At 39.2% G+C, this 26,464-nt stretch carries 24 protein-coding genes and 4 tRNA genes; 7 read left to right on the plus strand and 21 right to left on the minus strand.

Translation table 11 applies throughout. The annotated features are described in order from the left end of the window. Positions 1-45 precede the first annotated feature (45 nt). Both J6836_RS09925 and J6836_RS09930 read right to left on the minus strand, forming a co-directional pair. Entirely contained in the window at positions 46-432 is a 387-nt protein-coding gene (locus J6836_RS09925) for a GFA family protein (RefSeq protein ID WP_219248922.1), read from the minus strand. A 46-nt stretch (positions 433-478) separates the two neighbouring features. Next, a complete protein-coding gene (locus J6836_RS09930) occupies positions 479-1,684 on the minus strand; it encodes a nicotinamide mononucleotide deamidase-related protein YfaY (protein ID WP_219248924.1) in 1,206 nt (401 codons plus the stop codon). A 261-nt stretch (positions 1,685-1,945) separates the two neighbouring features. On the opposite strand from J6836_RS09930, the gene J6836_RS09935 reads away from it, so the two are divergent. Next, positions 1,946-2,467 carry a YcxB family protein gene (locus J6836_RS09935; protein ID WP_219248926.1) on the plus strand — a complete coding sequence of 174 codons (522 nt, stop codon included), beginning with the start codon at positions 1,946-1,948 and terminating at the stop codon, positions 2,465-2,467. Positions 2,468-2,529: 62 nt separating this feature from the next. Here J6836_RS09935 and fabV read toward each other — a convergent pair whose 3' ends face one another. The 16 genes from fabV to J6836_RS10015 form a co-directional block, all read right to left on the minus strand. Then, a complete protein-coding gene (gene fabV, locus J6836_RS09940; protein ID WP_219248928.1) occupies positions 2,530-3,729 on the minus strand; it encodes an enoyl-ACP reductase FabV in 1,200 nt (399 codons plus the stop codon). Between the two features lie 104 nt (positions 3,730-3,833). Further along, positions 3,834-4,148, minus strand: a complete 315-nt coding sequence (locus tag J6836_RS09945) for a DUF1090 family protein (RefSeq protein ID WP_219248930.1) — start codon at positions 4,146-4,148, stop codon at positions 3,834-3,836. A gap of 138 nt (positions 4,149-4,286) precedes the next feature. Continuing rightward, a complete protein-coding gene (locus J6836_RS09950) occupies positions 4,287-4,874 on the minus strand; it encodes a hypothetical protein (RefSeq protein WP_219248932.1) in 588 nt (195 codons plus the stop codon). Positions 4,875-4,999: 125 nt separating this feature from the next. Continuing rightward, entirely contained in the window at positions 5,000-5,152 is a 153-nt protein-coding gene (locus tag J6836_RS09955) for an MbeCy (protein ID WP_219248934.1), read from the minus strand. A 207-nt stretch (positions 5,153-5,359) separates the two neighbouring features. After that, a tRNA-Leu gene (locus tag J6836_RS09960) sits at positions 5,360-5,446 on the minus strand. A 128-nt stretch (positions 5,447-5,574) separates the two neighbouring features. Then, a tRNA-Leu gene (locus J6836_RS09965) sits at positions 5,575-5,661 on the minus strand. A gap of 7 nt (positions 5,662-5,668) precedes the next feature. Further along, positions 5,669-5,742: transfer RNA gene (locus J6836_RS09970), tRNA-Cys, on the minus strand. A gap of 23 nt (positions 5,743-5,765) precedes the next feature. After that, positions 5,766-5,841: transfer RNA gene (locus J6836_RS09975), tRNA-Gly, on the minus strand. A 164-nt stretch (positions 5,842-6,005) separates the two neighbouring features. Continuing rightward, complete coding sequence (gene pgsA / locus J6836_RS09980; RefSeq protein ID WP_219248936.1) at positions 6,006-6,554, minus strand: CDP-diacylglycerol--glycerol-3-phosphate 3-phosphatidyltransferase; 549 nt, start codon at positions 6,552-6,554, stop codon at positions 6,006-6,008. A 57-nt stretch (positions 6,555-6,611) separates the two neighbouring features. Beyond that, complete coding sequence (gene uvrC, locus J6836_RS09985) at positions 6,612-8,444, minus strand: excinuclease ABC subunit UvrC (protein ID WP_219248938.1); 1,833 nt, start codon at positions 8,442-8,444, stop codon at positions 6,612-6,614. After that, on the minus strand, positions 8,411-9,097 hold the full coding sequence (locus J6836_RS09990; RefSeq protein ID WP_219248940.1) for a LuxR C-terminal-related transcriptional regulator: 687 nt from the start codon (positions 9,095-9,097) through the stop codon (positions 8,411-8,413). Before J6836_RS09990 ends, uvrC begins: the two co-directional genes overlap by 34 nt. A gap of 184 nt (positions 9,098-9,281) precedes the next feature. Then, a complete protein-coding gene (psiE, locus tag J6836_RS09995; RefSeq protein ID WP_374445390.1) occupies positions 9,282-9,689 on the minus strand; it encodes a phosphate-starvation-inducible protein PsiE in 408 nt (135 codons plus the stop codon). Between the two features lie 201 nt (positions 9,690-9,890). Further along, on the minus strand, positions 9,891-10,304 hold the full coding sequence (locus J6836_RS10000; RefSeq protein ID WP_219248944.1) for a GFA family protein: 414 nt from the start codon (positions 10,302-10,304) through the stop codon (positions 9,891-9,893). Between the two features lie 71 nt (positions 10,305-10,375). Beyond that, positions 10,376-10,654 carry a hypothetical protein gene (locus tag J6836_RS10005; RefSeq protein WP_219248946.1) on the minus strand — a complete coding sequence of 93 codons (279 nt, stop codon included), beginning with the start codon at positions 10,652-10,654 and terminating at the stop codon, positions 10,376-10,378. Between the two features lie 180 nt (positions 10,655-10,834). Then, positions 10,835-12,313, minus strand: coding sequence for a DUF3999 family protein (locus J6836_RS10010; protein ID WP_219248948.1), 1,479 nt, complete (start codon positions 12,311-12,313; stop codon positions 10,835-10,837). Further along, positions 12,310-15,171, minus strand: coding sequence for a DUF2339 domain-containing protein (locus J6836_RS10015; RefSeq protein ID WP_255586380.1), 2,862 nt, complete (start codon positions 15,169-15,171; stop codon positions 12,310-12,312). The genes J6836_RS10010 and J6836_RS10015 overlap by 4 nt, the downstream gene beginning before the upstream one ends. A 620-nt stretch (positions 15,172-15,791) precedes the next feature. Between J6836_RS10015 and J6836_RS10020 the strand changes: the two genes are divergently transcribed. Together J6836_RS10020 and glpX are read left to right on the plus strand one after the other, a co-directional pair. Then, entirely contained in the window at positions 15,792-16,715 is a 924-nt protein-coding gene (locus J6836_RS10020; protein WP_219248952.1) for an AEC family transporter, read from the plus strand. Positions 16,716-16,870: 155 nt separating this feature from the next. Further along, positions 16,871-17,848: a class II fructose-bisphosphatase gene (glpX, locus tag J6836_RS10025; protein ID WP_219249479.1), complete on the plus strand. Its 978-nt coding sequence runs from the start codon at positions 16,871-16,873 to the stop codon at positions 17,846-17,848. Between the two features lie 46 nt (positions 17,849-17,894). On the opposite strand, the gene dtpA is transcribed toward glpX, so the two are convergent. Further along, entirely contained in the window at positions 17,895-19,367 is a 1,473-nt protein-coding gene (dtpA, locus tag J6836_RS10030) for a dipeptide/tripeptide permease DtpA (protein WP_219248954.1), read from the minus strand. Between the two features lie 949 nt (positions 19,368-20,316). On the opposite strand from dtpA, the gene J6836_RS10035 reads away from it, so the two are divergent. Further along, positions 20,317-21,354 (plus strand): SEL1-like repeat protein, encoded by a 1,038-nt coding sequence (locus tag J6836_RS10035; protein ID WP_219248956.1) that lies wholly within the window; start codon positions 20,317-20,319, stop codon positions 21,352-21,354. 161 nt (positions 21,355-21,515) lie between these two features. Here the strand turns inward: J6836_RS10035 and dpiA are convergent, their stop codons facing one another. Together dpiA and dpiB are read right to left on the minus strand one after the other, a co-directional pair. Next, complete coding sequence (gene dpiA, locus J6836_RS10040) at positions 21,516-22,196, minus strand: two-component response regulator DpiA (protein WP_219248958.1); 681 nt, start codon at positions 22,194-22,196, stop codon at positions 21,516-21,518. 2 nt (positions 22,197-22,198) lie between these two features. Beyond that, positions 22,199-23,827: a sensor histidine kinase DpiB gene (gene dpiB, locus J6836_RS10045; RefSeq protein ID WP_219248960.1), complete on the minus strand. Its 1,629-nt coding sequence runs from the start codon at positions 23,825-23,827 to the stop codon at positions 22,199-22,201. A gap of 367 nt (positions 23,828-24,194) precedes the next feature. On the opposite strand from dpiB, the gene citC reads away from it, so the two are divergent. The 3 genes from citC to citE are packed head-to-tail and all read left to right on the plus strand — an operon-like array spanning position 24,195 to position 26,460. Beyond that, positions 24,195-25,271 (plus strand): [citrate (pro-3S)-lyase] ligase, encoded by a 1,077-nt coding sequence (citC, locus tag J6836_RS10050; RefSeq protein WP_219248962.1) that lies wholly within the window; start codon positions 24,195-24,197, stop codon positions 25,269-25,271. Beyond that, on the plus strand, positions 25,268-25,564 hold the full coding sequence (gene citD / locus J6836_RS10055; protein ID WP_219248964.1) for a citrate lyase acyl carrier protein: 297 nt from the start codon (positions 25,268-25,270) through the stop codon (positions 25,562-25,564). The genes citC and citD overlap by 4 nt, the downstream gene beginning before the upstream one ends. Next, on the plus strand, positions 25,564-26,460 hold the full coding sequence (gene citE, locus J6836_RS10060) for a citrate (pro-3S)-lyase subunit beta (protein ID WP_219248966.1): 897 nt from the start codon (positions 25,564-25,566) through the stop codon (positions 26,458-26,460). The genes citD and citE overlap by 1 nt, the downstream gene beginning before the upstream one ends. Positions 26,461-26,464: the final 4 nt, after the last annotated feature.

Here is a 26,464-nt window from a genome sequence, read left to right on the forward strand (position 1 = left end):
TTGCAGGAATTCTTACGACCTTAACACGTCTAAGAGCAAATTCCATTACTGTTCATAATTAAATAAGTGGCACCACCAAGCTGGCGCTAAATCAACAAATGAATGATATTCTAATTGCAGAGCTAACTGAGCAGGCTCATCCATCACCCCTGTTAATAATGCAACTGTAGGTTCATCATCAATAGCCCCCAGTGAGCTACCACACTTAGTACAAAATGCTCGGCTCGAATAATCAGATGACCGGTAGATTGCAGGTTTCCCACCCTTTCCAATCCACTCAACATTTTCAGCCGAGAACTCTAACCATACAGCCGTTTGTGCGCCTGTATGTTTTTGGCAAATATCACATGAACACGAATGAATATTACGAGGAGATATTGCCAGAAAACGAATATCACCACAAAGGCACCCACCAGAAAGTGCTTTTTCCATAAATCCCCTTAATTTGTAAACTTATTGCTCAGATAGATGCTCTTATCTAACGTTCCAAAATTAGCACCTCACTCTGCACCAACCATTCATAGTATCCGATAACTTCTCGGTTATTTAACCAACGAGAAAGCATATCTAACATAAGTATCACACTGACTTCTTGCTTTTCTTTCTTTGAGTGATTATTCGGTAAATAATGAACCCTTTGCGCATAACATTTTTCAGGAGTTGATAATGCGAAATTTAAAAACTGGCCATCAAATTCCCCTATCGCTAATCCTAGAGGAGCTAATTGGTCTTTAGCGATATTTTTTGCACGGTCTATTAATGTTGAGAGTGTTTGTTCTGGTTCATTTTCAACCACATAGCTCATATTATTTAAAGCTCCCTCTGAGCTTAGTGTCCAACTTAATAACCCTGCACTAAACTGTTCACTCACTGCAACTTTTAATTGCCTTTCTTGCAATTGTTTGCTGATTTTCTTAGCGAAGCCTTCAGTACCCTCAAAGATTAAGTTATCTCCAACGCCTTGCTTAATACTGTGCCATTGTTGCTCCATAAGCGCTTTTTGAGAAGCAGGCCCTGTCAATTTTAATTCAATGATTGGCATGGAAGAGCGATAACCTAGAACGCAAGCGTCAGGTAACTCAATGTGATCAAATTGCTTTGCCAAACTGCTTTCACTACGTCCAAAACTGGTTAAACGTAAGCAAATAGGAGGTTCAGGTAAGGTAAATTTCGCCCGTAACCGAGGCAATATTTGGTCGTTCACCATCACTTTAAACTCAGATGGCACACCAGGGGTAAAGAATAGCAAACAGTTGTTAAGCTTTATCGAAAACCCACAAGCCGTACCAACTGGATTATCAATTAGCTCTGCATTTTCAGGGAGTAATGCTTGTTTTCGATTAGTTTCAGGCATCACTCGTCCACGGCTAATAAAGTAGCGTTCCATCACTTCAATCCACTCTGTGTGCTCAACCAATGGCACCCCTGCTGCTTTTGCTGCGGCTAATGCACTCAAATCATCACTAGTTGGCCCAAGCCCCCCATTCACAATAAGAATATCTGCATGCTGACTTCGTTCTAAAAAAACATTTATTAAGCTATCAAGGTTATCACCCACAGTCGTTCTTGTACTCAAAGGGAGACCCTGTAGGAAAAAACAATCTGCTAACCATGCAGCATTGGTATCAACGATTTGGCCATGTAGCACTTCATCACCAGTGCTTAGCATCTCAACAACTAACATTCGTAACTCCCTTTATCACAAAATAATATTCTAATGCTAAATTACCCTATTACCTTAACGACTAAAATCAGTATTTTTTAAATCTATTAAAGCAGGTGATCGCAAAATGAATATTGAACGCTCCCACAGAATAAATATCGTTCAAGAGTATTCATCTGAATATTAACTCGATTTCTTTCTAGCAGATTTACAGCTGATGCGCTTACCGCTATTATCCCAACAGCACCCATTTTCTGATAAAAATACTTAAGATACCCATTTATGATAAATCCAATTTTGGTTTCACTTAACCGCAGTGATTACATAAGGTTCAGTCGTTACTGTTTTAAAAACCAATATTTTTCGAAAAAGAAAACCAGCAGCTTGCCCTTCACACTTTTTATACTTGTTTTTATTGTCGCCTGTGCCTCTGCATTTAAATATTTTCAAGCAACATTGCCGATAATTTTTATTTCTTTTTTATTGGCTGTACTACTCTTTGTTACCTTTACCCTACGAATGGTACAAAGCTTTAATAAAGCCATTCCTGATGATGATGGCTTTTTGTTCCTTGAACGCGAATATCGATTTGATGATGAAGGCATACATGAAACCAGCGCTCAAGGCTCTTCATTGATAAAGTGGACTGCAGTGCAGTTTATCCGAACAGATGGTGATCTATTGTACCTATTTTTAGATAGAGTCTACGCGCTGATTATCCCCGCCCGCAGTTTTGCGTCAGAAAATGAAAGCCAGCAATTTATTTTATATGTTAAAAGTAAAATACCCACATCTCTAGATTAACCGATAAAAAAACCCGCATTAATATGCGGGTTTTGTGTCTTAAATGAACGATACGCGGTTTATTACACCAGCTCAATCACTTCAAAGTTAACTTCACCACTTAAATCTGCATCGTAATCGACGCCATTCAAGCCAAAACCGAATAAACGCAAGAATTCAGCTTTATAACCTTGGTAATCGGTCAACTCATTGATGTTGTTATCGTTAAGTTGTTCCCAAATTTCGCGACACGTATTTTGGACATCATCGCGTAATTCCCAATCATCTAAACGCAGACGGTGTTTTTCATCAGTATCTGGTGCAGTACCGTTGAACAACTTAGTTGCGAATAAACGTTGGATTTGTTCGATGCAACCTTCGTGAATACCTTGCTCTTTCATGATTTTAAACACGATAGAGATATATAATGGCATAACAGGAATAGCAGAAGACGCTTGCGTAACAACTGATTTTAATACAGCAACGTAAGCTGAACCACCCTTCGCTTGCAGCTTTTGGTTAATTGCGTGCGCCGCGCGGTCTAAATCTTCTTTCGCTTTTCCTAAAGTACCGTGCCAATAGATTGGCCACGTTAAATCAGTACCGATGTAGGAATAAGCTACTGATTGTGCGTTATCAGCCAAAACACCAGCTTCATCTAACGCATTCATCCACAGTTCCCAGTCCTGACCGCCCATCACTTTAACAGTATCAGCGATTTCTTGTTCATTCGCAGGCTCAACAACCGCTTCAATCAATACGTCTTTGTTAGTATCTAACGCAACTGACTTGTATGGCTCGCCAATCGGTTTCAACGCTGAACGTACGAGTTCACCAGTTTCTGGCATTTTACGCACTGGAGAAGCTAGTGAATAAACCACTAAATCGATTTGGCCTAAATCTTGTTTAATTAAATCAATGACTGTTTGACGGCACTCATCAGAGAAGGCGTCACCGTTAATGCTTTTTGCATATAAGCCTTCTTCTTTTGCAGCCTTGTCAAAACCAGCTGAGTTATACCAACCGGCTGAACCTGTTTTGCCCTCACTACCTGGCTTTTCAAAAAATACGCCGATAGTTGCCGCACCGCTGCCAAATGCAGCATTGATACGAGAAGCTAGACCGTAACCGGTGGATGCACCAATAACCAGAACCTTTTTAGGTCCATTTTTTAATTCGCCACGAGATTTAACATAGGCGATTTGCTCACGAACATTGGCTTCACAGCCAGCAGGATGAGCTGTAGTGCAGATAAAACCACGAATTTTAGGTTTGATAATCATAGTCATTCTTTCTTGGTAGCTAACAATCAGCGTCTAATATACCTGATATTCTCCATTTACTTAAGACTGCTGGAAAATAAACATGGTGAACAGACCAGTTTTGTCTATTTAAAGTCCTTTAATGCTTCAATGACACGCCTTAAAGATTCCAATTCCCTCTCTAATTCACTCGCTTTTCCACGTGGATAGCTATCATAAATACGTGTTGCACCTGAACGGCTGTCATAACATTTATCTTCAATCTCATGAATTTTTTGCTTTATTTTGGCAACTTTATGCCTATTTTCATAATGAGATAGATGGCGTAGTTGTTTTTCCAACTTTATGATTTTCTTTTCACAACTGGAATAATGAGACCCAGCTTGTGACGATAATGGAATTATCGTTAACAGTAGTGCGAGTAACAGCGTCTTTTTCATGTATTTTCTCAATAGCCATAAAAATAATGGTACCGAGTTCATCATCATTAGCTTATTCCATCTACGGGAATTTTCTTAGTTAAAGTTTAGGTATAACAAAATGAAAAAATTACGCATCTTTAATCAAGCCAAGTACTTTTACTCAACTTCGTTTTTCGTAATAATCTCTTGCGGTTTATTCGGAATTAAATTATGAATAGTCATGACAGAGTAAATAATATCTTTTTTGTCATGAATTTTTTTGAAATGTGAATTACTGACGATCCCCACCATGATCTGCATCCCATCTTGCTCGTATACCCGTTTAAATGGTGTAGTTTCATCATCAGATATTTTATCTAAGAAAAAAGAGTCGCGTTTATACCGCTCAATTGTTTTCTTTGGAATCCCATATTTTTCATACATTTTTTGATTAATTTCATCATATTCTGCCAAGATGACTGCTTGATCACGGCTATCTTTTCCTTGAGCGGAAATAAGCATCAAGGTGTTTTCTTCTCGTGAAAACATCAATAAAAACATACGCCCTTTGACTGTTGGCGTATTTGGTGTTGAGCACAGCGCCCCGTTTTCTTGAAATTCAGTACACTGTAGCCCAGCTAAATTCAATCGCTTTAAATCAGCGGGTGTCTGCCCCCATTTAAAGCCGTAGGGGGCTTCCTGTTTATTTGCGCTACAACCCGCTAATACAAGAGCAAAGAAGGTAATTAAAATCCCTTTTATCATTACTTAGCACATCCCAATTAAGTCATCTAATTGGATACTATCAAAAACGGATGATTAATCAAAAAAACAACATCGCTTTTATCAAGTTAAATGACCTCACTGAATAACGAGCTTTACTTAACAATTTAATTTTCTTTTTTTTCTTGCTCTTTCGCTTCGGCCATTGCAATTTCTTTTAGCCAATCTGCTAATAAGGGTTTTGTTTTTACTGCATCTAATAAAGCACGCTCATGCTTTGTTAAACGAACAACCACAACTTCTGTTTTCATATGTGACATAGCCAGTCTCTTTCTTAAAAACTAAATAATGACATAAATAACTGGCAGAACGGTCTGACTTACCGATTTTTACACGATTTTCGCGTTAATTTACATAGAAAACACTTTGTTAGGAATCAATCGGTTGAATGATAATGAAGGAAAATGTAGATACAAAAAAACCACCTAAAGGTGGTTAATTGTCAAACTTAACAATGTTAAGAGTGATGGTGCCCAGGGCGGGACTTGAACCCGCACAGCCTAAAGGCCGAGGGATTTTAAATCCCTTGTGTCTACCGATTTCACCACCTGGGCCAAATTGTATTTTCTCTTTCGAGAGGGATAAGTTAACTCACCCACTAATCAATATACTGGAGTAGACGCTCGTATAATGATCCTTACTACTTAAAATAAAGTGCACTAATAGCTCACTTACTTCAAGATGGTGCCCAGGGCGGGACTTGAACCCGCACAGCCTAAAGGCCGAGGGATTTTAAATCCCTTGTGTCTACCGATTTCACCACCTGGGCTAAATTGTGGAGGCGCGTCCCGGAGTCGAACCGAGCTACACGGATTTGCAATCCGGTGCATAACCGCTTTGCTAACGCGCCTTATCCGAATTTCTTGCGAAATTTGGAGCGGGAAACGAGACTCGAACTCGCGACCCCGACCTTGGCAAGGTCGTGCTCTACCAACTGAGCTATTCCCGCGTTAAGCTTAACTTTCAGCTTATGCTATCAAACTGGCTGATTTACTTATTTATTTTCATAAACCATGTTGCCGTTCGATGCGTTGCATTCTACTGATTTCACCTATCGAGTCAATACAATTATTGAAATAATTGGATCGTTCGCTGTTTTTTCAATCATTTCGATCACGCTTCGCTCAAATCACCCCACGCAGCCTTTAAATATTGGAACATTGACCAAAATGTTAAGATAGCAGCGACATACATCAGTGCAATAGAAAGGTTTTCAATTAACGGTGTCGGTCGCCATAATAGCCCTACGAGCGACATCATTTGCGCCGTTGTTTTAAATTTACCAATCCAAGACACAGCAACACTACTACGTTTACCAATCTCCGCCATCCATTCACGCAATGAAGAAATAATAATTTCACGTGCAATCATCGTCGCGGCAGGTAATGTTACATACCAGACATCATAGCTCTCAGTGACTAAAACGAGTGCGGTTGCCACCATCACTTTGTCCGCGACAGGGTCTAAAAATGCCCCAAACTTTGTAGTTTGCTTCCAAAGTCGTGCTAAAAACCCGTCAAACCAATCCGTCACCGCGGCAAAAACAAAAATCAGCGCGCAGGCGAAAGGCCCCCAAGTGACAGGAAGGTAAAATGCCAATACAAAAAATGGTATTAGGATGACGCGAAATAATGTCAGCCACGTTGGTATGTTTAATTTCATCACGCTCACTAACTTTTTGACCAAGTTGGATATTATGAATATGTTGCCCTAAGATACTTACTGTTTCAATGCATTATAAATCTTTTCTGCAAGCGCGTATGAGATCGAGGGCACTTTTGCGATCTCTTCTATGCTCGCATTTCGCAGTGGTTGCAAACCGCCCATATATTTTAATAACATTTGGCGTCGTTTTGGTCCAACCCCCTCAATCGACTCTAACGCACTAGTATTTTTCACTTTAGCTCTACGTTGACGGTGGCCTGTAATCGCATGGTTATGGGATTCATCGCGAATATGTTGTATCACATGTAATGCTGGCGAATCGGCTGGCAAAGCAAAACCTTCGCCTTCTGGCTTTAAGAAAAGCGTTTCAAGCCCCGCTTTACGGTCACTACCCTTTGCTACGCCAATTAATAAAGGATGGTTTTTATCCCAATCTACTTCCAAAGAATCAAAGACATCCTTGGCTTGCCCTAATTGCCCTTTACCACCATCAATAAAGATAATATCAGGTACTTTTCCTTCATCAAGGTGCTTACCATATCGGCGAGTCAACACTTGATGCATAGCGGCATAATCATCACCAGGAGTGATGCCTGAGATGTTATAACGGCGATATTCAGATTTTACAGGGCCTGTTTTATCAAACACAACACAAGAAGCGACCGTTTGTTCCCCCATTGTATGGGAAATATCAAAGCATTCCATGCGTGAAATATTTTCTAAATGAACCACCTTCGCTAACGCTGCCATACGTTGTTGCACTGTCGAGTTCTGTGCAATTTTTGTCGATAGTGCAATCGAGGCATTCGTGCGGGCTAATTTTAAATAGCGAGCTCTTGCGCCCCGCGGCTGGCTTTGAATATTAATTTTACGCCCCGCCAGCTCAGATAATGACTGGGCAAGTAACTCTTTTTCTGTCAGGGCAAAATCAAGCAAAATTTCCCCTGGTAATGTACGATTTTCGCTACCCTGCAAATAAAATTGCCCCAAAAAGGTTTGAACCACTTCATCAAGTTGGGTATCTGCGGGAATTTTAGGGAAATAACTGCGACTACCAAGCACTTTACCTTGGCGGATAAATAGAACGTGGACACAAGCTAGACCTGATTCAAAAGAGACTCCGATAACATCGAGATCGTCCCCTTCACCCGAAACATATTGCTCTTCAGTCACTGCGCGGACAGCTTGAATTTGGTCACGAAAACGCGCCGCTTCTTCAAAACGCAACTCTTGGCTGGCCTTCTCCATCCGTTCCACGAGACCAGCCAATACTTGCTTATCTTTTCCTGTTAAAAATAATCGCACGTACTCCACTTGTTGGTCATAATCTTCATCAGAAACCAATCCTTTAACGCAAGGCCCTAAACAACGCCCAATTTGATATTGTAAACAAGGCCTTGAGCGATTTTTATAAACACTATCCTCGCATTGACGAATAGGAAAGAGTTTCTGCATTAAGGTTAGAGTTTCGCGTACAGCATAAGAACTTGGGAATGGCCCGAAATACTCACCTTTCGCATGCTTAGCCCCACGGTGCATCGAGATTCGAGGGTGAGCTTCCTTACTTAAAAATAGGTATGGATAGGATTTATCATCACGTAACAGCACGTTATAACGGGGCTGGTATAACTTAATATAGTTGTGTTCAAGTAATAATGCTTCGGTTTCAGTGTGTGTCACCGTAACATCAATAGATGCGATTTGCTTGACGAGCTGCTCTGTTTTTCGGCTACTGACATTTTCACGAAAGTAACTGGAAAGCCTTTTTTTCAAGTCTTTCGCTTTACCAACGTATATTACCGTTCCGCCCACATCGTACATTCGATATACGCCAGGCTGGTTTGTCACTGTTTTTAAGAAAGCTTTTGATTCGAACTGTTCTGCCACTCGGATAAACCCTGTACTGTAATTAAACCATATCTAATTGCTATATGTGTTAATTCTACATCACTACAGATATTAAGTTTACCAAACATTCGATATCGATAAGTATTTACTGTTTTGGGGCTCAAGGATAGCGTCTGTGCAACCTGTTTAATCGGTACGCCTTGGGTGATCATCAACATTATTTCCAGTTCACGGCCCGACAAAAGTTCGTATAAATCTTGCTGATTATTATGAATAACCCGTTGTAAAGCGAGGTCTTGTGCAATATCAGGGGAAATTATTCGCCTTTTTACATTAACTACTTTTATCGCTTCGATGAGTTCTTCTTCTGTAATGTGAATACTCAATAAGCCAAAAATACCAATATCTAATGCTTTGAGAAAAAAAGAATAATTGCTACGAACGTTATAAATAATAATCCCCACATCTGGCTGAGTGCGCCGCAATGTTTGAATCGTTTTTAAGGAATCAAAGTGACAATGGTCACTATTAATTAAAATAACACTACCTCTTTGATGACGGTTCCAAGTCACTGCTTGGTCAATCGAGGAAAATGAAGCTATCAGTTTACAACGTGAATGACGACTAAATATAAACTCGAATCCATGCAGAGTAATATTATTGCCATCAATAATTATTATATTTATTCCCATATTTATATTATTTATCAATGAATTAAACAAAGATGAACAGGGATTTTATATTGCAAGCGGCTGAGATACAACCTATTTATCATTACATAAACATTAGATAATTCATTTAATAATAATTTAAAAAATCAAATAATAAAAAAGGGATAAGCATCCCTTTTTATCATTTATTTAGTGAATACCTATATTATTCACGCTTTAATTTTTCTGTGTTTGCGATATACAGAGCAATAACTAACACTAAAATCGCCCCTGCGTGCAATAATGTTGTCATTGGGTCGCTATGATCGACAATAATCAGACGGATGATTGCTGTAATTCCGATATAAATAAAGTATCGTAATGGAAAATGATAACCCGACATAAAATATTTGATAATTAATGCGATAAACTCAAAGTAAAGAAAGTAAATAACAATACCTTCTAAGAGCTCATAAGCGGTTGCTCCCTTTGAGCTACCGAACATTAAAGATGCCATAGTAAAGGTTTCTTTTGCTAAAAAAAACACCAAAACAGCAGCTAATGTAATTAAACCAAGGTTTAGTATCCATTGCAGTACCCATGCGATGTTACTCGCATGGCGCATTCCGTTCATACTATTCATTTGTTATCCCTCAAAAATACAAAATATGATCACAACGACAGCTATTACGCATTTTTACTCGTGTTATTCATTGCATATTGTCTTAATTGTAAATCAATTTTTTGTCGCTAGCATGACAAACAGAAAGGAAGTTTGCAGTTTTTCTATAAGGCGAGAAAGCTTCCCGCCTGGCTATAATCTCTTATTCCGCGATTAATTTGAGGGAGCGCCCATCATTTTCAATATATCTTGCTCAGTCAACATCGCTGTTTGCTCAACAAAATTATAGTACTTGGGTTTGCTATCAATATAGATTTGCATGGCCAATTGTGCTTGTTTACTGTCTTCAAACAGGGCTGCTGAAACATAATACGTTGATGGGTTAATCAAGTGGTAGTAAAGATGCGTACCGCAATGTTTGCAAAAGGCACGCTCTCCCCACTGTGAGGAAGTAAACGTTGTTATTGAATCTTGGCCTTCAATATGCAAATCGCTACCACAATCCACACTAAAACCTGGGCCGCCATTCCATTTTTGGCACATATTGCAATGACAAACACTTAACTTATCGACTGCTTTACTTGTTGATACCTTAACTGCACCACATAAGCATTGACCTTTATGCATTTTATTTTCCTTTGCTATACCTATTAATGGATTCCTTACCTATTAGTGGCTATTTCCCTTCAAATTACAACTTACTTTTCTTTTTTATTCAGGTTAAATTGGCGACCTGTAAAACGCTGGTCATTTGTGGTGTCTTGCAACAAAATACTCTCAAGCTCTTTCGTTTCTCTTTCAGACTCAATATCCCCATCATCCTGCTGGCTTTGATGTAACTGTACATATTCATGCGTAATTACATGAGGGGTAATCTCAGTTAATACTGTATTATCTGCAGCTTGAGCAAATAAAGTTGCCCCCGTAAATAACGCGATGCCGATAAATAAACGAGCGAATAACGTGTTCTTCATCATGTTCTCCTTTCACTAAAATATGTTTTAGCGCGAAAAGATGTCAAAAAATACACAAAATGCGTAATTGTTTTAATGATTCAGTAAAATCATGTAGATATTTGTCTGAATGGGCTATTGAACTGTTTAAAAAAGCAAAAAGAGAGCAATTAGCTCTCTTTTTATTCAAATAATGAAAAGGTTTTATAATTCGCCTTTCTCATCTTTGTTTCCAGAATTCACTTCTTTAAGCAAATACCAACAAAAATAGAGTAAAACAATAATTCCGATAAATAATAAAACCCATAATGCAATAGTTAGCCAATTTGAGCTTTCATCCGCAGGATCGGTCGTAGTCAGCCTCTCAACTCCCCCTAACGGCACAATTTCAGTCTCGGGATAAGCAACGGGATAGTTCGACATTAATTCTGCAACTGTATAGGTTTTCCCAACTAATTGGTTATACGTTAAATTTTCCTGAGACGCTTGTTTATTTCCCCACACCAACAGGTAAGGAGCGGCCCCTTGCACGTTAAATATCACATTGAGTGCATCTCGTTTACCCACAATGCGGGGAGGTTGGTCTTCCCAACTTCCTTTCAATGCAGAAATTCTTAATGTGCGGATCATTTCACCATGTAGGATAATACTTGCATTACTAACCGTCTCACCATCTGCATATTGGTTATAAGCAACAATATTCGTCAAAGGTAGCCAATTTTCACCACGATCAGATGAATACTCTACTTTTAATGGAATGACTCGGTTAGATTGTTGCAATTGTATTTGTAACTCATCTAAAGGCTGCATCGATGGCAATTGGTATATAACATGTTCCCGCGAAACACCATCATTGGTCATTTCAAAATGGAATGATTCTTGGCGACGAGTTGCCTTTAAAACATCTGCACTTGCTGTGACTTTAGATAAACTCGGAATGGCAACATCTGAGGCGCTTGCGGCCACGACCAACAAATAAGGTGCACTCAATGCTTGCGCATTGCCATTTAATAACTCAATTTGGTTACTTGCAACAGTTTGCTCATTCAGTGTTAGATTCATAATGGGCTGATTTGTCGCAATATTTACCCACTTTTCTTTATCATAACTAGAGAAAATAAATACCTTTGCTTGCCAGTCATTATTCTGTTTAGCCCAATCAAGGGTAAGATTTTTAATCGCCGCGTTTTTCTCTTGGTTTTCATTTCGAGTCAGCAAGTAAGCTTGATAAGATGCTTTATCTTTTGCCTGCGTATTCGGTAACTCAAGGCGATTTACCTTACCTGGAATTGATTCAACAAGGAGATATTGCCTATCTCGGCGCATATCTTCATCTGTATTCACATTATCAAGGCGTACAACTAAATGTTGAGGTGTAAATGAAACGTTAGCTTTAGAAATAGACTTTTCAGCATCGTAAAAAAGCGCTGAAGGAACTTCATCTCCAGTTCCATTAAAGACACGAACATCTTGTAATGTATTTGGATAAGCAGAATTAAAGTAAGCATTCGTAGGCAACTCAAGCCAATAAAAAGGCTCATTTGTATCTGAAATCTCTATTTCTGTTCCTTGATAAAAATTATAAGGCGAATTATCTTGAATATTCTCCCCATATAAATGGCTCGAAAATAATAAAGATAATGAGAAGACAGCAAGTAGCCCTCTGTATTTACTTAGACTCATGATTGTATTTCCTGTTCAGCTTTCCCTTTTGACTCTTTTGGGGGCAAAGGAGAAAAATACCCCACAATTAATATTACCAATGCCACACCAATAAAGGAGATAGCACGCGTAATTCCGCCTTGTCCGTTAATATCAATTAAGAATAATTTTGCAATGACACAAGCAAAAATACCTGCGCCAAAAAACCACCAAATTCGATTTTTCTTGGTTGCCGAAATCACTGCACACACTAATGCCGCAAGAGCCCAGCTGATTGATAGGACAGTTTGTACTAAGCGCGAATCAAACAATGTTTTATAATGCCAATTAAGCCCAGCAAAATCAGCTGTCGCTCGAATGAGTATGCCATTAAACCAAAGGCCTGCGAGTACGATAATTGCCACCATTAACATTCGAATAATCCAGAAGTCTATCTCTGTCACTTTACGTAATTTTTGCATAAAGCCTTTACGCACTAAAACAATCGCAGCAATGCTAAACAGCCCTGCTTCATCTAACGGGTTTATCAATGGAATATAATTCCAGAACGTTAATTTACCATCTTCTAAATTTGCATATCCTGATAAAACGATTAGCCCAGCAATAATAGGAAGCAAGCTATACCAATAAATAAGTCCATTACGTTTCATTGGCGGCATTCTATTGTGCTGCAACCAATACAACACTAAAATCGTTAATGTTATCGCCATTACATAAATAAAATAGCCCAGTTCATGTTGCATTCCCCATGGAAGAATAGAAACAAACCAATTTACTTGTGTTGCAATAAAGGCAAGGATTAACCATAAATTCGCGCCATGCAATACTCTTTGCATCCATGGATTGCGAAGCTTATAAGCGTGGATCACAAATAATATAGAGCTGCCTAATACGACTGGCCAAATTAAGGAACCCTCTCCTCGCCCCATCGGATTTTCATCATTTAAGAAATCAATGCCGAGGTAGTAATAGCCCGCAATCCATAAGGCAGATTGGCAAATAAGCAAAGGAACCCAATTAATACGGATTGCAAATAGCCGCCAGAACCAGACCGATATCACGACTAAAACCAGCATAATAAAGGATTCTGACTCGCGGCTCCATGACAGAATATTGGTGAATAATGGCAGCCAGCAATACCATGCCACTATTCCCATGACTAAAAAGCCATAACTAAATAATGAATAGTTGCTATCTTCATTGCGGCGAATATGGAATAAACCACCCGCACCAAAGCAAGCGACAAGCAATACTGGCACCATATAAGTACTGCTACGGCTCCAGTATAAGAATGGATAATCACTTAATAAGGTAAGAACGCTCACTAAAATCAGTAATGAACCTACCGCGGCTAATTTTTTTTGGTTTTGCTGTAAACCAAACCACAGAAGCAATAATCCTTCTAATGACCAGAGAATAGAAGTCCACTCAAATGTCAGCGCGAGTGGTATGGCAAGCGTGATGAACCCAGCACCAATAATAATATTGCCAAGTGCCATGTTTTTGCCAATTTCTTTATAACGTTTATGAATCTGTAACCCAGCCACGAGGTACAACAAACCAATTAATAACGAGATAAACGCAGGTAATAACCCTACTCCTTCAGAAATAAAGAATTGCAGCGCAATGCTAATAAAAGGAGGAGCAAATAATAGCGTATTATCAACAAGGAGTTGTTTCGTATGTTCGAAACGTAATGAAAAGAGCTGTGTTAGGGCATTAAAAATGATCAGATTCGCAATAATAAATAATTGGCAAGATAGATAATAGTCAGATTGATAATTATCCAGCCCCCACAAAACTGCCACTCCGTAAGTCATGACCATGCCAACTAAATTCAAAGGTCTCCAAGCTTGCCATACACTGATAATTAAAATACCCGCTGATAACATCAAGTAATATGAGAAAAGCACAACATGGCTACCGCCACCCGTTGATAGCAATATAGGTGCTAGATAACCGCCTAATGATGCTAAAATGGCTAAACTGATAGTACGTTGTAATAAAGCAAGTGCGATGCTGGCCGCACAAATTAGCAGCATAAACGCAAATGCCATTCCATATGGCAGCATGGTATATAACTTAAAGGCGGCAAAAATAGTAATATATAAGCAGCCTATTCCCCCGCCCTGCAAAATTAAACCAAACAGTGCTTTTTTATTACGCAACCACCAACCGACACCTAATAGAACTAAACACCCTACTGCGCTAAATACTAATCGCATTTGTACGGAGATAATTTCATTTTGTACGCTGTAATTTAATAAGTAAGCAACACCAAGGAATAATAATAAAACCCCAATTTTAGCAACGGGATTCCCTTTTAATAACCAAGTAAAGAAGTGGCCAAATATTGATTTATCATCACTTGGCATCTTTTGATTTTCAGCCCAACCCTGTGTATTTTTTGTTGTATTTTCTTTGGCGCTATTAAATCGATTCGGATTTACTTTGGAGGATGAATTGCTGTTAAACCTGTTTGGGTCAACATCAATATTATTTGAAAGTATTAACGGTGGTCGCGTCGTAATAGGCGAATCTTTCACTGGTTCAATTTTATCTACAGGTTCTGCCTGTTGGTAAGCAACTAAGTTTTCAGTCGCTATCACTTGTTCATTTTCAGTTAAAAGCACTGAATCTCGCAGTATTGTTTGGTCAATACCATCATCTTTTTGCTCTACCGTGTGTGGATTAATCTCTTCATTCGTTTGTGCCGAAATTAAGGGTTCTGATGAGGAGCCCTGCAATTTTTCAAACTGTGCAACCTGTGACTCCAATGAGTAAACCTTCTGATTTAACTCAGAAATTTGATATTGCATTCGCCCTGTACGACTTAGTGCGACCATCGCTAAAATCGGAGCGAGTATAACAAGAATCACTAATATGAACCCTACTAGTATCCAAGTATCCACAAACAGGTTTCCTCATAATAAAATTCACAGTTTTAGATATGGCAAAATTGCATTCTGTGATTATGGCTAGTGTAGATATCATTGATTCTCTTGCCAACCAGATGTAATAAACTGTTACAAAATACTTCCTTAAATTCATTTCAATTGGGCTCAAAAGCACACTTATCACAAAAAATGATAACCCTTTATTAATACGCGGTTTAAAAGCCCATGTAACTAAGAAAACCCTTAATAGTCATTTAGCGATACTCAAAATAAGTAACAAATTAAATATATTTTTATTTTTAGATAGTCTATTTAAGACAATCGCCTTCACAATTTTAAATATATAAATTTAAATAGTGTTTTTTAAATTATTTATGATATTTATATACACATATCTATCAATAATATCTAAATAAATTCAGAAAGTTACTATCATTTAATGATGATAATAGATTTAAATCCTTATCATTATTTTGTGTTAGTTAATAAATGAAACGTCAATAGACTCTAAAGATAAAGCCTGTTCCAGAAGGCAAACGTGGTTCATTAATATGTTTGTAACGCTCGTCGAAATAAGAAGAATAATATAAGGAGAATTCTTCATGCTACTCCATATCATCCTCGCAGCACTTGGCCCAATCGTTCTCGGTTTAGCTGTTGGTTGGCTATCTGGGAAATATGGTTTTATTAAAAGAGAATATTCACAGGCATTTGCAGACTTTGTCGTCAAAATTGCCTTACCTTTCGCATTATTTCTTGCGGCGGCGCAAGCTCCGCCATCGGTATTACTGAATATCGACTACCTATTAGCATTGGCTGTCGGGCTGATTGTCTCTTACGTTATTGGGTTTATTTTTGGTAAGTTCGTTTTCCGTCATAATAAAAAAGATGCCGCTATGCAAGCACTGTCAGTATCTTTCCCGGATATGGCTTACTGTGGACCACCTGTTTTATTAGCAACCGTCGGGTCATCTGGATTGATTGCGATGGTATTAGGTAACCTTATTTATACTGTGATCATTATTCCATTCACTTTATTGATGATCAGCGGTTCCCAACAAGGCCATAGCATTCTCAAATCCATTGGCAAGGCAGTTGCTCAACCCTTAGTATTTTTGCCAATTCTTGGTGCATTACTGGCAATTTTTGGCGTGAAGCTACCCGAAATCCTTCAAAACTCCGTCAATGAGTTAGGGAAAACTGCGGGAGGTGTTGCTCTCTTTTTCCTTGGTTTGTTACTTTCGGGTATTAAGCTAACTATTAGCAAAGAAATTATCTTTAACGTCTTTATTAAGAACTTTGTCCAAGCCGCCTTAATATTAGGAACAGGCATTGCATTGGGTTTACAAGACGACCTACTAAAAGCGGCGTTTATTATCGGTGTATTACCGACCGCAACGGCAGTGCCTGCTTTAGCCATTAGTAACCAAGCTTATACAGAAACATCCGCAGGCACCGTGTTACTCAGTACCCTCGCAGCGCTGATTTCTATTATTGGTGGTATTACCATTGTAGAGATGCTCTAACCTTCTAATTAAAGCAGGTCAACATTGGCCTGCTCCCTCTTTCATTCTTCCTCGCTGGTTTTATCACCAACTATTTGCCAGATAGATCACAAAAAACGTATCATAGGGCTAAGTATTTTTCTTTTAAGCATCTGGGATATTAATAAATAATGAAAATCAGTGATGAGTTAGCCTCTGCTATCGCTTCCGTCACCGAAGTTGCTGCGATTGCAGCCTTCGATTGGGTAGGTAAACAAGATAAAAATGCAGCGGATAAAGCCGCCGTTGAAGCCATGAGAAATCGCCTTAATGAGATTGATTTTTATGGGAAAATTGTGATTGGTGAAGGTGAAATTGATGAAGCACCAATGCTTTATATCGGTGAGCAAGTGGGTAAAAAATCTGGTGTTGAAGGGCTTGATATCGCCGTTGACCCAATAGATGGCACCCGTATGGTTGCCTGTAATGAGCAAAATGCAATTGCCGTTCTAGCCGCTGCACCAACGGGCTCATTACTCCAAGCACCTGATATGTACATGGAAAAACTCGTTGTTGGGGCAGAAGCAAAAGGTGCCGTTCATTTAAGTCACCCCCTTGAAAAGAATCTTGAGCTTCTTTCATCTGCATTAAATAAACCGATTTCACACCTTTCTATCGCCGTTTTAGACAAACCGCGTCATGAACACATCATTAAAACCATCCGTAATTTTGGTGCAAATGTGATTACTATTCCTGATGGTGATGTATTGGCATCATTATTAACAATACTGCCAGAGCACCCGATTGATATGATGTACGGCACTGGTGGTGCACCAGAAGGTATCATTAGCGCTGCTATTGCCCGTGCATTAGGTGGCGATATGCAAGCGCGATTAATCCCTCGCGATAAAGCAAAAGGTGATAGCGAAGAAAATAAGCAACTCGCTGCACAAGAAGCAATACGCTGCCAACAAATGGGCATCGAAATTGGTGAGGTTTTATCGTTAGAGCAAATGGTGAATACAGACGATGTCATTTTTGCTGCAACAGCAATTACACCAACCGTTTTAATGGGTGGAATTTCAAAGGATGCTTATAGCCGCATTTCCAATACACTACTGGTTAATGGACGTGATCGCTCATTAAAAATCATTAATAACCGATCATTTAACTAGCTTTTCAAGGGTATTAAAAAAGGGCCTAAAGGCCCTTTTTAATTGATTACTCAGCGCGGTCTAACGTCATACGATTTAACATTGGTGCGGTTAACACCATAATAATCGCAATCGCACCAGTCACTAAGCCTATCTTCAAGAATACATCGCTGTACACTGCTAATGACTCGACTTTACTGGTCAGTTCACCTTCTGGCGCTGCGGCCATCGAGGCAACATACCCTGCAATAAAGGCAGCCGCAGAGTTGGTTAAGAACCAAGCACCCATGATAAAGCCCATTAAACGCTGTGGTACTAGTTGCGCGACCATCGCCAAGCCAAGGCCAGAAATCATCAGCTCACCAATGCTTTGGAAGCCGTAACAAATTACCAGCCATTCAACAGACACAATACCCGCTTCGTTAGCAAATTTTGCACCTAGTGGCAGCACTAAGAATGCCGCAGAACACAGGATCATCCCAATCGCAAATTTATGCGGCATCGGTAAGTTGTCACCCATTTTGTTGTACAGAGCCGCTAAAATTGGGCTACCAATCATGATCCACAATGGGTTTAATGCTTGGTACTGTGCAGGTTCGATAGCAAAGCCGAGGACTTCATGCTCAACGTTGTGTAATGCAAAGAAGTTTAATGAGGTTGGCATCTGGCTGTATAAAACGAAGAAAACAATCGCTTCTAACATCAGAATTAATGCAACAAACATACGGCGACGTGCTGTGCCTTTTAATGCAAGCGTTTCTTTAATAAAGATAACTAAAATACCTAAAGAAATAATTGCTAAAGCCGTACGTGCAACGCCCAAGTTATGCAATAACCAGGTTGAAATGGCGATTAATGCCACAACACCGATCACTGTTGCCACTAAACGGGATATCACCACAGGGGCAAAGTCAGGTTTCGAACCATGTTGGGAAACCCATTTTTTACACATATAGAAGTTAATCAGTGTAATCACAAGGCCAACAACACTCAGTGAGAATGCAACATCCCAGCCATAGTGCTTCGCCAACCATGGGGTGGCTATCATAGAGAAGAAAGAACCAATGTTGACGGACATATAGTACATCGTAAATGCACCGTCCAAACGTGGATCATCTTTTTCATAACAGGTTGATAGTAAAGAGGATGGATTCGCTTTAAATAAACCGTTACCCACTGCAATCGTCGCTAAACCAACATAGACCATTGACACATCATGCCCAGAGAAAGCGACAAATGCATAACCTGCAATTAAGGTCAGTGTTCCTAAAACGATAACGCGTTTTGTACCTAAGATTTTATCCCCTAACCAACCACCTACTGCAACAAAACCATAAACTAATGCCGCAAATGCAGAGAATAAGGTGATGGATTCGGTTTCTGACATGCCGAGAACTTGGCTAAGGTATATCGGGAGAATACCTTGTAAACCGTAGTAACCAAAACGTTCCCAGAGTTCGATAGAAAAGATGAGATAGAACGAGCGAGGTTGCTTAAACGCGTTAAGACTGACTTCCTCTTTATTATTTGTTGTGGACACAAGTTACCTCTAGTACAACCTGTCGATATGCAAAAAAAACCACGGAGCGCTCTTTGCACTCTCGCATTGTTATGACCTCAAGAATTTATAGTTGGAAAGTTCCACAACTGAAGGGGGAGTATCATTCCATGACCTCAAAACAAATAAAAAGCGTGTGTAAAATTGTTTATAGATCGAAATATAAAATTCAATGAGTTAAAGCATATTTGATTATTTATTCAACACCAACTAGCAGATATCTCGCTAAGAACCCAATAATCAACTAAGCCATATATGTTATTTATGCACCAAAATTATAGAATTAGCTAGTATTAATTACCATGTGAATCAGATTTTATCGTGATTTACTTCAATTTTTTACAAAATCCCAATATTATTATCGACCACTAATTAATCAATTGTTTCTCTATTGTTAAGGATATTATTCTATATTTAAATTATATCCATGGGATATACCACACCATGTTAACCCTGTATCCTCACGTTAACTTGAACACAGTCTCAGTGGGAAAAAGGCATTTTATGAATGGGAAAAACCGCTATATCGATGTGAAAGGATGTCGCTCAGGAATTTTAGGCAAAAAAAAGCCCAGTGAATAAACTGGGCATAATGCATTCTACTCAAGGATCTTTTTACTAAATTCAAACTATCACTACATAGATGCATTATTACATTACTTCGTGTAAAGAAATGAATGATGAGGGTAAATATATGAATGTTTACGCAAGTAAACAGTAATATAGATACTACTAAGACCTATGTACTTCAAAAAAAGTTCATCTTTTTTTATTTTTTCTACCTTTTTTTTTAATCTATTTTTGATAGCAATAATTAACCGTTTGATTTATTGATAATAATGTACAATCAACCGAATGATTGCACTAAACTCAGCAACACGATAATTTACCTTAAATGATTTTTAAGAAATATGGCGCGAAGGAAATCCCTGTGAGAAAAAATTTTTTACCCTTATTTTTGATAAGCTGTTTACTCATTCCTTCCGCTTTCGCAGAAAAAGCTAGTGCACCACTGGACGAAAAATCACTGATTGAACTCGCCGCTCAAGGGCAAGCGGAAGCGCAATTCAATTTAGCCATGTTTTACCAATCACACAGGCAACTCGACAATGCCTTAAACTGGTACCTTCTCTCTGCTAATCAAGGATTTAGTAAAGCTCAAATTAACCTAGCACTAATATACCAAGAGGGTTCAGGTGTCCCTAAAGATGAAAAATTAATGTTGCATTGGATGCAATTGGCTGCTGAAAATGGTGACCCTATAGGCCAAATGAATATGGCTGAGTATACACTACATGGCATTGATAACATTTTAGAGAAAGATCCACAAGCGGCTGAAAACTGGCTAAAAAAAGCCGCTGAGCAGCGTTTTCCTGCCGCCATGTTAACCCTTGCTTACTGGTATGAAGAAGGCAAAGCGGTAACTAAAGACCCTAAAAAAGCACAGGCTATTTACCAAACTCTCGCCAAAGAAAACCACCCTCAAGCACTCTATTTATTAGGCTATCAAGCCGCAACGGGTATGTATGATAAAGTCGATTACCCACTTGCATTTGAGTATTTCACCCGCGCCGCGGATCTTAACTTTTCTCCCGCACAAAATAGCCTCGGTATGTTATATCTGACAGGTCAAGGAACGAAAAAGAATACCCAATTGGCTATCAAATGGTTAACTCTCGCCGCCAAACAAGGGGAAGTCTCTGCACAGTTTAATTTAGCGCTAATTTATGCACGCGGCGATGGCACTAAAGCTGACCAAGAAAAAGCTTGCCATTGGTTTATTAAAGCCGCTCAACAAAACAGTGCTGATGCTCAATATGCGAGTGGTGCCTGTTACCAATATGGAATGGGTGTTGAGCAAGACGAGATGAAGGCTCTGCGCTGGTATAAACTTGCCGCAGCAAAAGGCAATGAGCGCGCCGAGAAAAAAGTACTTATTTTGGAAAACAATCTAAAGAATAAAAAGTAATGTCATTAATTAAATTTAGACTGATATTCCTTTCTAACAATCGAAATAAAGGTATTTTCTAAGTAATTCAAGTTGTCAGGGGAGCTCGGGAAACACTCACAAGCATGTAACCCGAGTCGCAGAATGCAGCTAACCCCGATAACTTGAAATATGAACGAGGATTATGGGCGGCCACGATAAATGCGTTGAGGGCGCCCTACCTTCCCATATTCTATCTCAGCTTCAATCTTATTTTTTGCTAAGCAAAACTCTAAATAACGCCTTGCTGTTGTCCGGCTGAGCTTAATTGTCTCCGCGATGCTTTCTGCGGTATATTCTGCTTCAAGATCAGCAAACAGCACTAACACCTTTTCCAGAGTGATCATATCGATACCCGTTGGCAGCTCCTCTTTGGATTCACCGCGCGCATAGGTATTAAACATATCATCGATTTGACTCTGGTTAGTTTTGCTGTTGGCTTGTAAAACAGATTTACGCTGGACATATCTATCCAATGTTTGCCCCAAGCGTTCATAGGCTATTGGCTTAACCAGATAATCAAAAACACCAAGACGAATGGCTTCAGTCACTGTTTCCATATCGCTTGCGGCTGTCGTAAACACGATATCTGCGCTATTGCGTTCTTGAATTAATTCATGAACGAGATCGATCCCTTTGCCATCTGGTAAATAGTTATCCAGCAAGATCAAATCTGGCTTCATATATTCAATCATTTTTCTGGCTTCAGCGAGATTACCCGCCAACCAAACCTTATCACAAGCTGGATAAGCTTTAATGTACTCGCCGTGCATCTCGGCTAAAAGCAGCTCATCTTCCACAATGAGGATTTTTATCTTAATCATTTTTATATCTTCACTTTCGGAATAAAAATTGAGAACACTGTACCATGCGGCTGATTTTCTTCAATAATCACCGCGCCATTACATCGATGTACGTATGAAGCAACTAAATAGAGTCCGATTCCGTGCCCATCCGTTGTATCTGTTTTGGTTGTCACACCTCGTTCAAACCATTTATCATGCATTTCAGGGGGAAAGCCGCACCCTTGGTCAGCAACTTCAATGACAATTTCCTGACCTTCATCTGAAAGATATAACTCAACTTGTCTGTTACCCTGTTGGCTTTTCAAGCTCGCCTCAAAGGCGTTATCCAGCAAATTACCTAATACGGCACAAAACTCTGTGCTATTTAAAGACTCAGGCAATGCATGCAGTTGGCTACCTGGAGTAAAAACTAATTGTAAACCCAACTCTTTTGCACGATGGTACTTACCAAACAATAACCCAGCAACTTGCTTATCAAAAAACTGTTCACGCAATGAATCGATTAGTTGTTGCTGAGATTCAGATTCACCTTTAATCAGTGCAAGGGCTTGGTCATATTCTTTCATTTGCAATAAGCCGCTTAACGTAGACATCCAATTTAGATGTTCGTGCCGCATGGTTCGCAAATTTTCTACGTATTGGCGCACTTGTGTCAATTGGGAATTTAATGATTCAATATCATTTTGGCTGCGGAAACTAATGACTGCACCAATGAGGTGGTTCTCATCTCGAATCGCAACCCGATTAGCTATCACGTTTAATCCATTAAATTCACACAGTACGTCATGTTGTGCTGTGGCGATATCAACTGTAAAGAAATCAGCAGGAGAAATATGTTCTGTAATCGATTTGCCAATAAGTTGCCCTATTGGTTTGCTCAGAGACAACATCTTTCGTGCATTAGAATTAATATTAATAATTTGCCCATGGTGATTAACTGCAATAATCCCTTCAAACACCGCATCAAATATACCTTTTTGCACTTGGACTAACTGCGTAATTTCTTCGGGCTCTAGGCCTAGCATTTGCCGTTGAATTAATCGAGTAAATGCCCAAGACAAAAATAATAAAATAACCAAAACCCCAAGAAATGTGGCACCCGTTTGGACAAATAATTCACTGCGAGAGGTGTCTATCTTATTCGTTAAATAACCGATGGAAACAACCCCAATAATTTTCCCTTCTTCGTCAATTATTGGCGTTTTAGCTCGCATGGCATTACCAATGGACCCTTCCCCACCAATAAAATAACTTTCACCATTTTCAAGCGCTCCGGGCTTATTCCATTGCATTTTATAACCGACTTTTTCACTATTTGGGTGATAAAGCCGCATGGAATTTTCATCACCAATCACCACATAGTCATAGTCAGAATCTTGATTCAGTTTATCTGCAATGATTTTAAGTTGCTGAATATCTCGATGCTTAACAGATTCAATCACACCATCCATTGAAGCAATCAGTTTTGCTTGGCTCATCGCCAATGATCGAATATTTGCCATCATTCGATTTTCAGCAGTGTCAGTAAAATATTTGCCCAAGCCTAAGGTCAAAAATAACGAGACAACCAATAGAAGAAAGAAAACTCGTACTGAAAAGGAAATAGAGTTTACTTTTGCCAATGCAGAGAATGGGTGTTCTTTTTTCATATAGGTTCTCGTTACCAACTGAAAAGTAAAAAATTTGTTACAGTAAAAATCACAGAATAATAGATATTAGAAATATAAGCTAGAGACATAATACACATATTATTAATTAAACACATTAAAACCAAGCAATAAAACACATATCGAATAATTAAAAACATTAAAACCATTAAACAAATACAAACTCATTTTAGAAACATGAAATAGGTCAAATATATTAAATACAGGACCTTTAATATTAATATTGAAAAGGGAAATTAAATAAGAATTTATATTTTCAAGAAATAAAAAAACAAAAAATACTTATTTAATTAACTTTAACATTAGCAACATTTTAAAAACATCTCTAAAAGAGATGCAGGATACTATTATGTTCGAAAACATAACGTTTAATCAGGTAAAACGTCATGAGAACAGGAAACTTGCTGAAATAACTCAGTTTTTAAAGGAAAACGATTTAGAGCTTGATGCCAGCATCGATGTTTTCATTACAATAACCCGTAATGAAAAATTAATCGCGTGTGGCGGATTAGCAAAAAACGTTATTAAATGCGTAGCGATTAGCGACGATGTTCGTGGCGAAGGTTTGGCATTAAAACTTGCAACAGAACTTGTTAACCTTGCTTACGAAAATAATACAACCCATTTATTTATTTACACCAAATTTCAAAATGAAAGCCTATTCCAGCAATGTGGTTTTCATACCATTGCAACTGTACCTGATGTAATGGTACTAATGGAAAACAGTTGCTGCTATCTAAAACGTTATATTCAAAGTTTAAAAGCTCAGCGTGTTGAAGGTAAAAAAATTGGTGCCATCGTGATGAATGCCAACCCATTTACTCTTGGGCATCGTTATTTAATCGAACAAGCGGCTAAATCTTGTGACTGGCTACACTTATTTGTTGTTAAAGAGGATACCTCGCGCTTCCCTTATAAGGTCAGACTGAACTTAATTGAAGCAGGGACAAAAGGTATTGAGAACTTAACTATTCACCGTGGTTCTGAATACATTATTTCTCGAGCAACTTTCCCTTGCTACTTTATTAAAGATAAAACAGTAGCAAATAACTGTTATACCGAAATCGATATTAAGATTTTTCGCCAATATATTGCCCCTGCACTGGGGATAACCCATAGATTCGTCGGCTCAGAGCCATTTTGCCAAGTCACCAACCAATATAACCAAGATATGCGCTATTGGCTTGAAACAGATGCGATGAATTTTCCTCCTATAGAACTCGTTGAATTCCCGCGAACAGTCATCAACGGAACGGCGGTTTCCGCCTCACAAGTGAGAAGACTGCTCGCTAAAAAAGATCTTGCGGCTATTAAGGCGATTGTGCCTGATGCGACATATCAATATTTACAAGAGATGCTCGCCAATCAAGCAACATCAACGACAAACCGCATCGAAAGCTCTGAATTAGCTATAGGTGAAATATGAAGATTAAACACGCAGCCGTTGCTGGCACACTTGAATCAAGTGATGTCATGGTTCGAATAGAACCGCTAGAAGATACCCAAGAAATTTCCGTGCAAATAACCAGCAGTGTTGAAAAGCAATTTGGTGATGCTATCGCCAGTATCGTGCAAGAAATGATAACTCAACATGATATTCAAGGTGCTCAAATCATCGTAGATGATAAAGGTGCTTTGGAGTGTGTGCTCAGAGCGCGTTTGGAAGCCCTACTTGCTCGCGCTTGTGATATCGATTATTTGCCATGGGAGAATAAATAATGACACCCGAACAAAAATCCCGTACACGCAGAAGCATGCTTTTTGTCCCTGGTTCAAATGCGGCGATGTTAAGTAACTCTTTCATTTATAAAGCAGATGCGTTGATGTTCGACTTGGAAGACTCCGTCACATTACGCGAAAAAGATACCGCTCGCCGCTTGGTTTACCATGCATTACAGCACCCTTTATATGCTGACATTGAAACCATTGTCCGCGTGAATGCGTTAGATTCTGCATTTGGTGTTGCTGACCTTGAAGCAGTCGTTCGCGGTGGCGCAAAAATTGTGCGCTTACCTAAAACAGATACGGCGCAAGACGTCACCGATATCGAAAGCGAAATATTACGCATTGAAAAAAGCTGCGGTCGCGAAGAAGGTAGCACAGGCTTACTGGCCGCGATTGAATCACCGATGGGGATCACACAAGCTGTGAATATCGCCCATTCATCACCACGACTTATAGGCATCGCATTAGGTGCCGAGGACTATGTCCGCAATTTGCGCACCGAGCGGTCTCCTGACGGCGTTGAACTCCTCTATGCTCGGTGCGCCATTTTACAAGCCGCACGCTCAGCGGGTATCCAAGCTTTTGATACCGTTTATTCTGATGCAAATAATGAAGAGGGTTTCCTACGCGAAGCCGCTCACATTAAACAACTCGGCTTTGATGGCAAATCATTAATTAATCCAAGACAAATTGAGTTACTCCATAACCTGTATGCGCCAACTCAAAAAGAAGTCGACCATGCTCAACGTGTTGTTGATGCCGCTGATGCTGCTGCCCTTGAAGGTAAAGGCGTGGTGTCATTGAACGGAAAAATGGTTGATGGCCCAGTCATTGACAGAGCCCGCTTAGTGTTATCTCGCGCGGCATTATCTGGAATTCGGGAAGAGTGAGGCA

The sequence above is a fragment of the Providencia sp. R33 genome, from assembly GCF_019343475.1.
In the GTDB taxonomy this organism is placed as follows: Bacteria; Pseudomonadota; Gammaproteobacteria; order Enterobacterales; family Enterobacteriaceae; genus Providencia.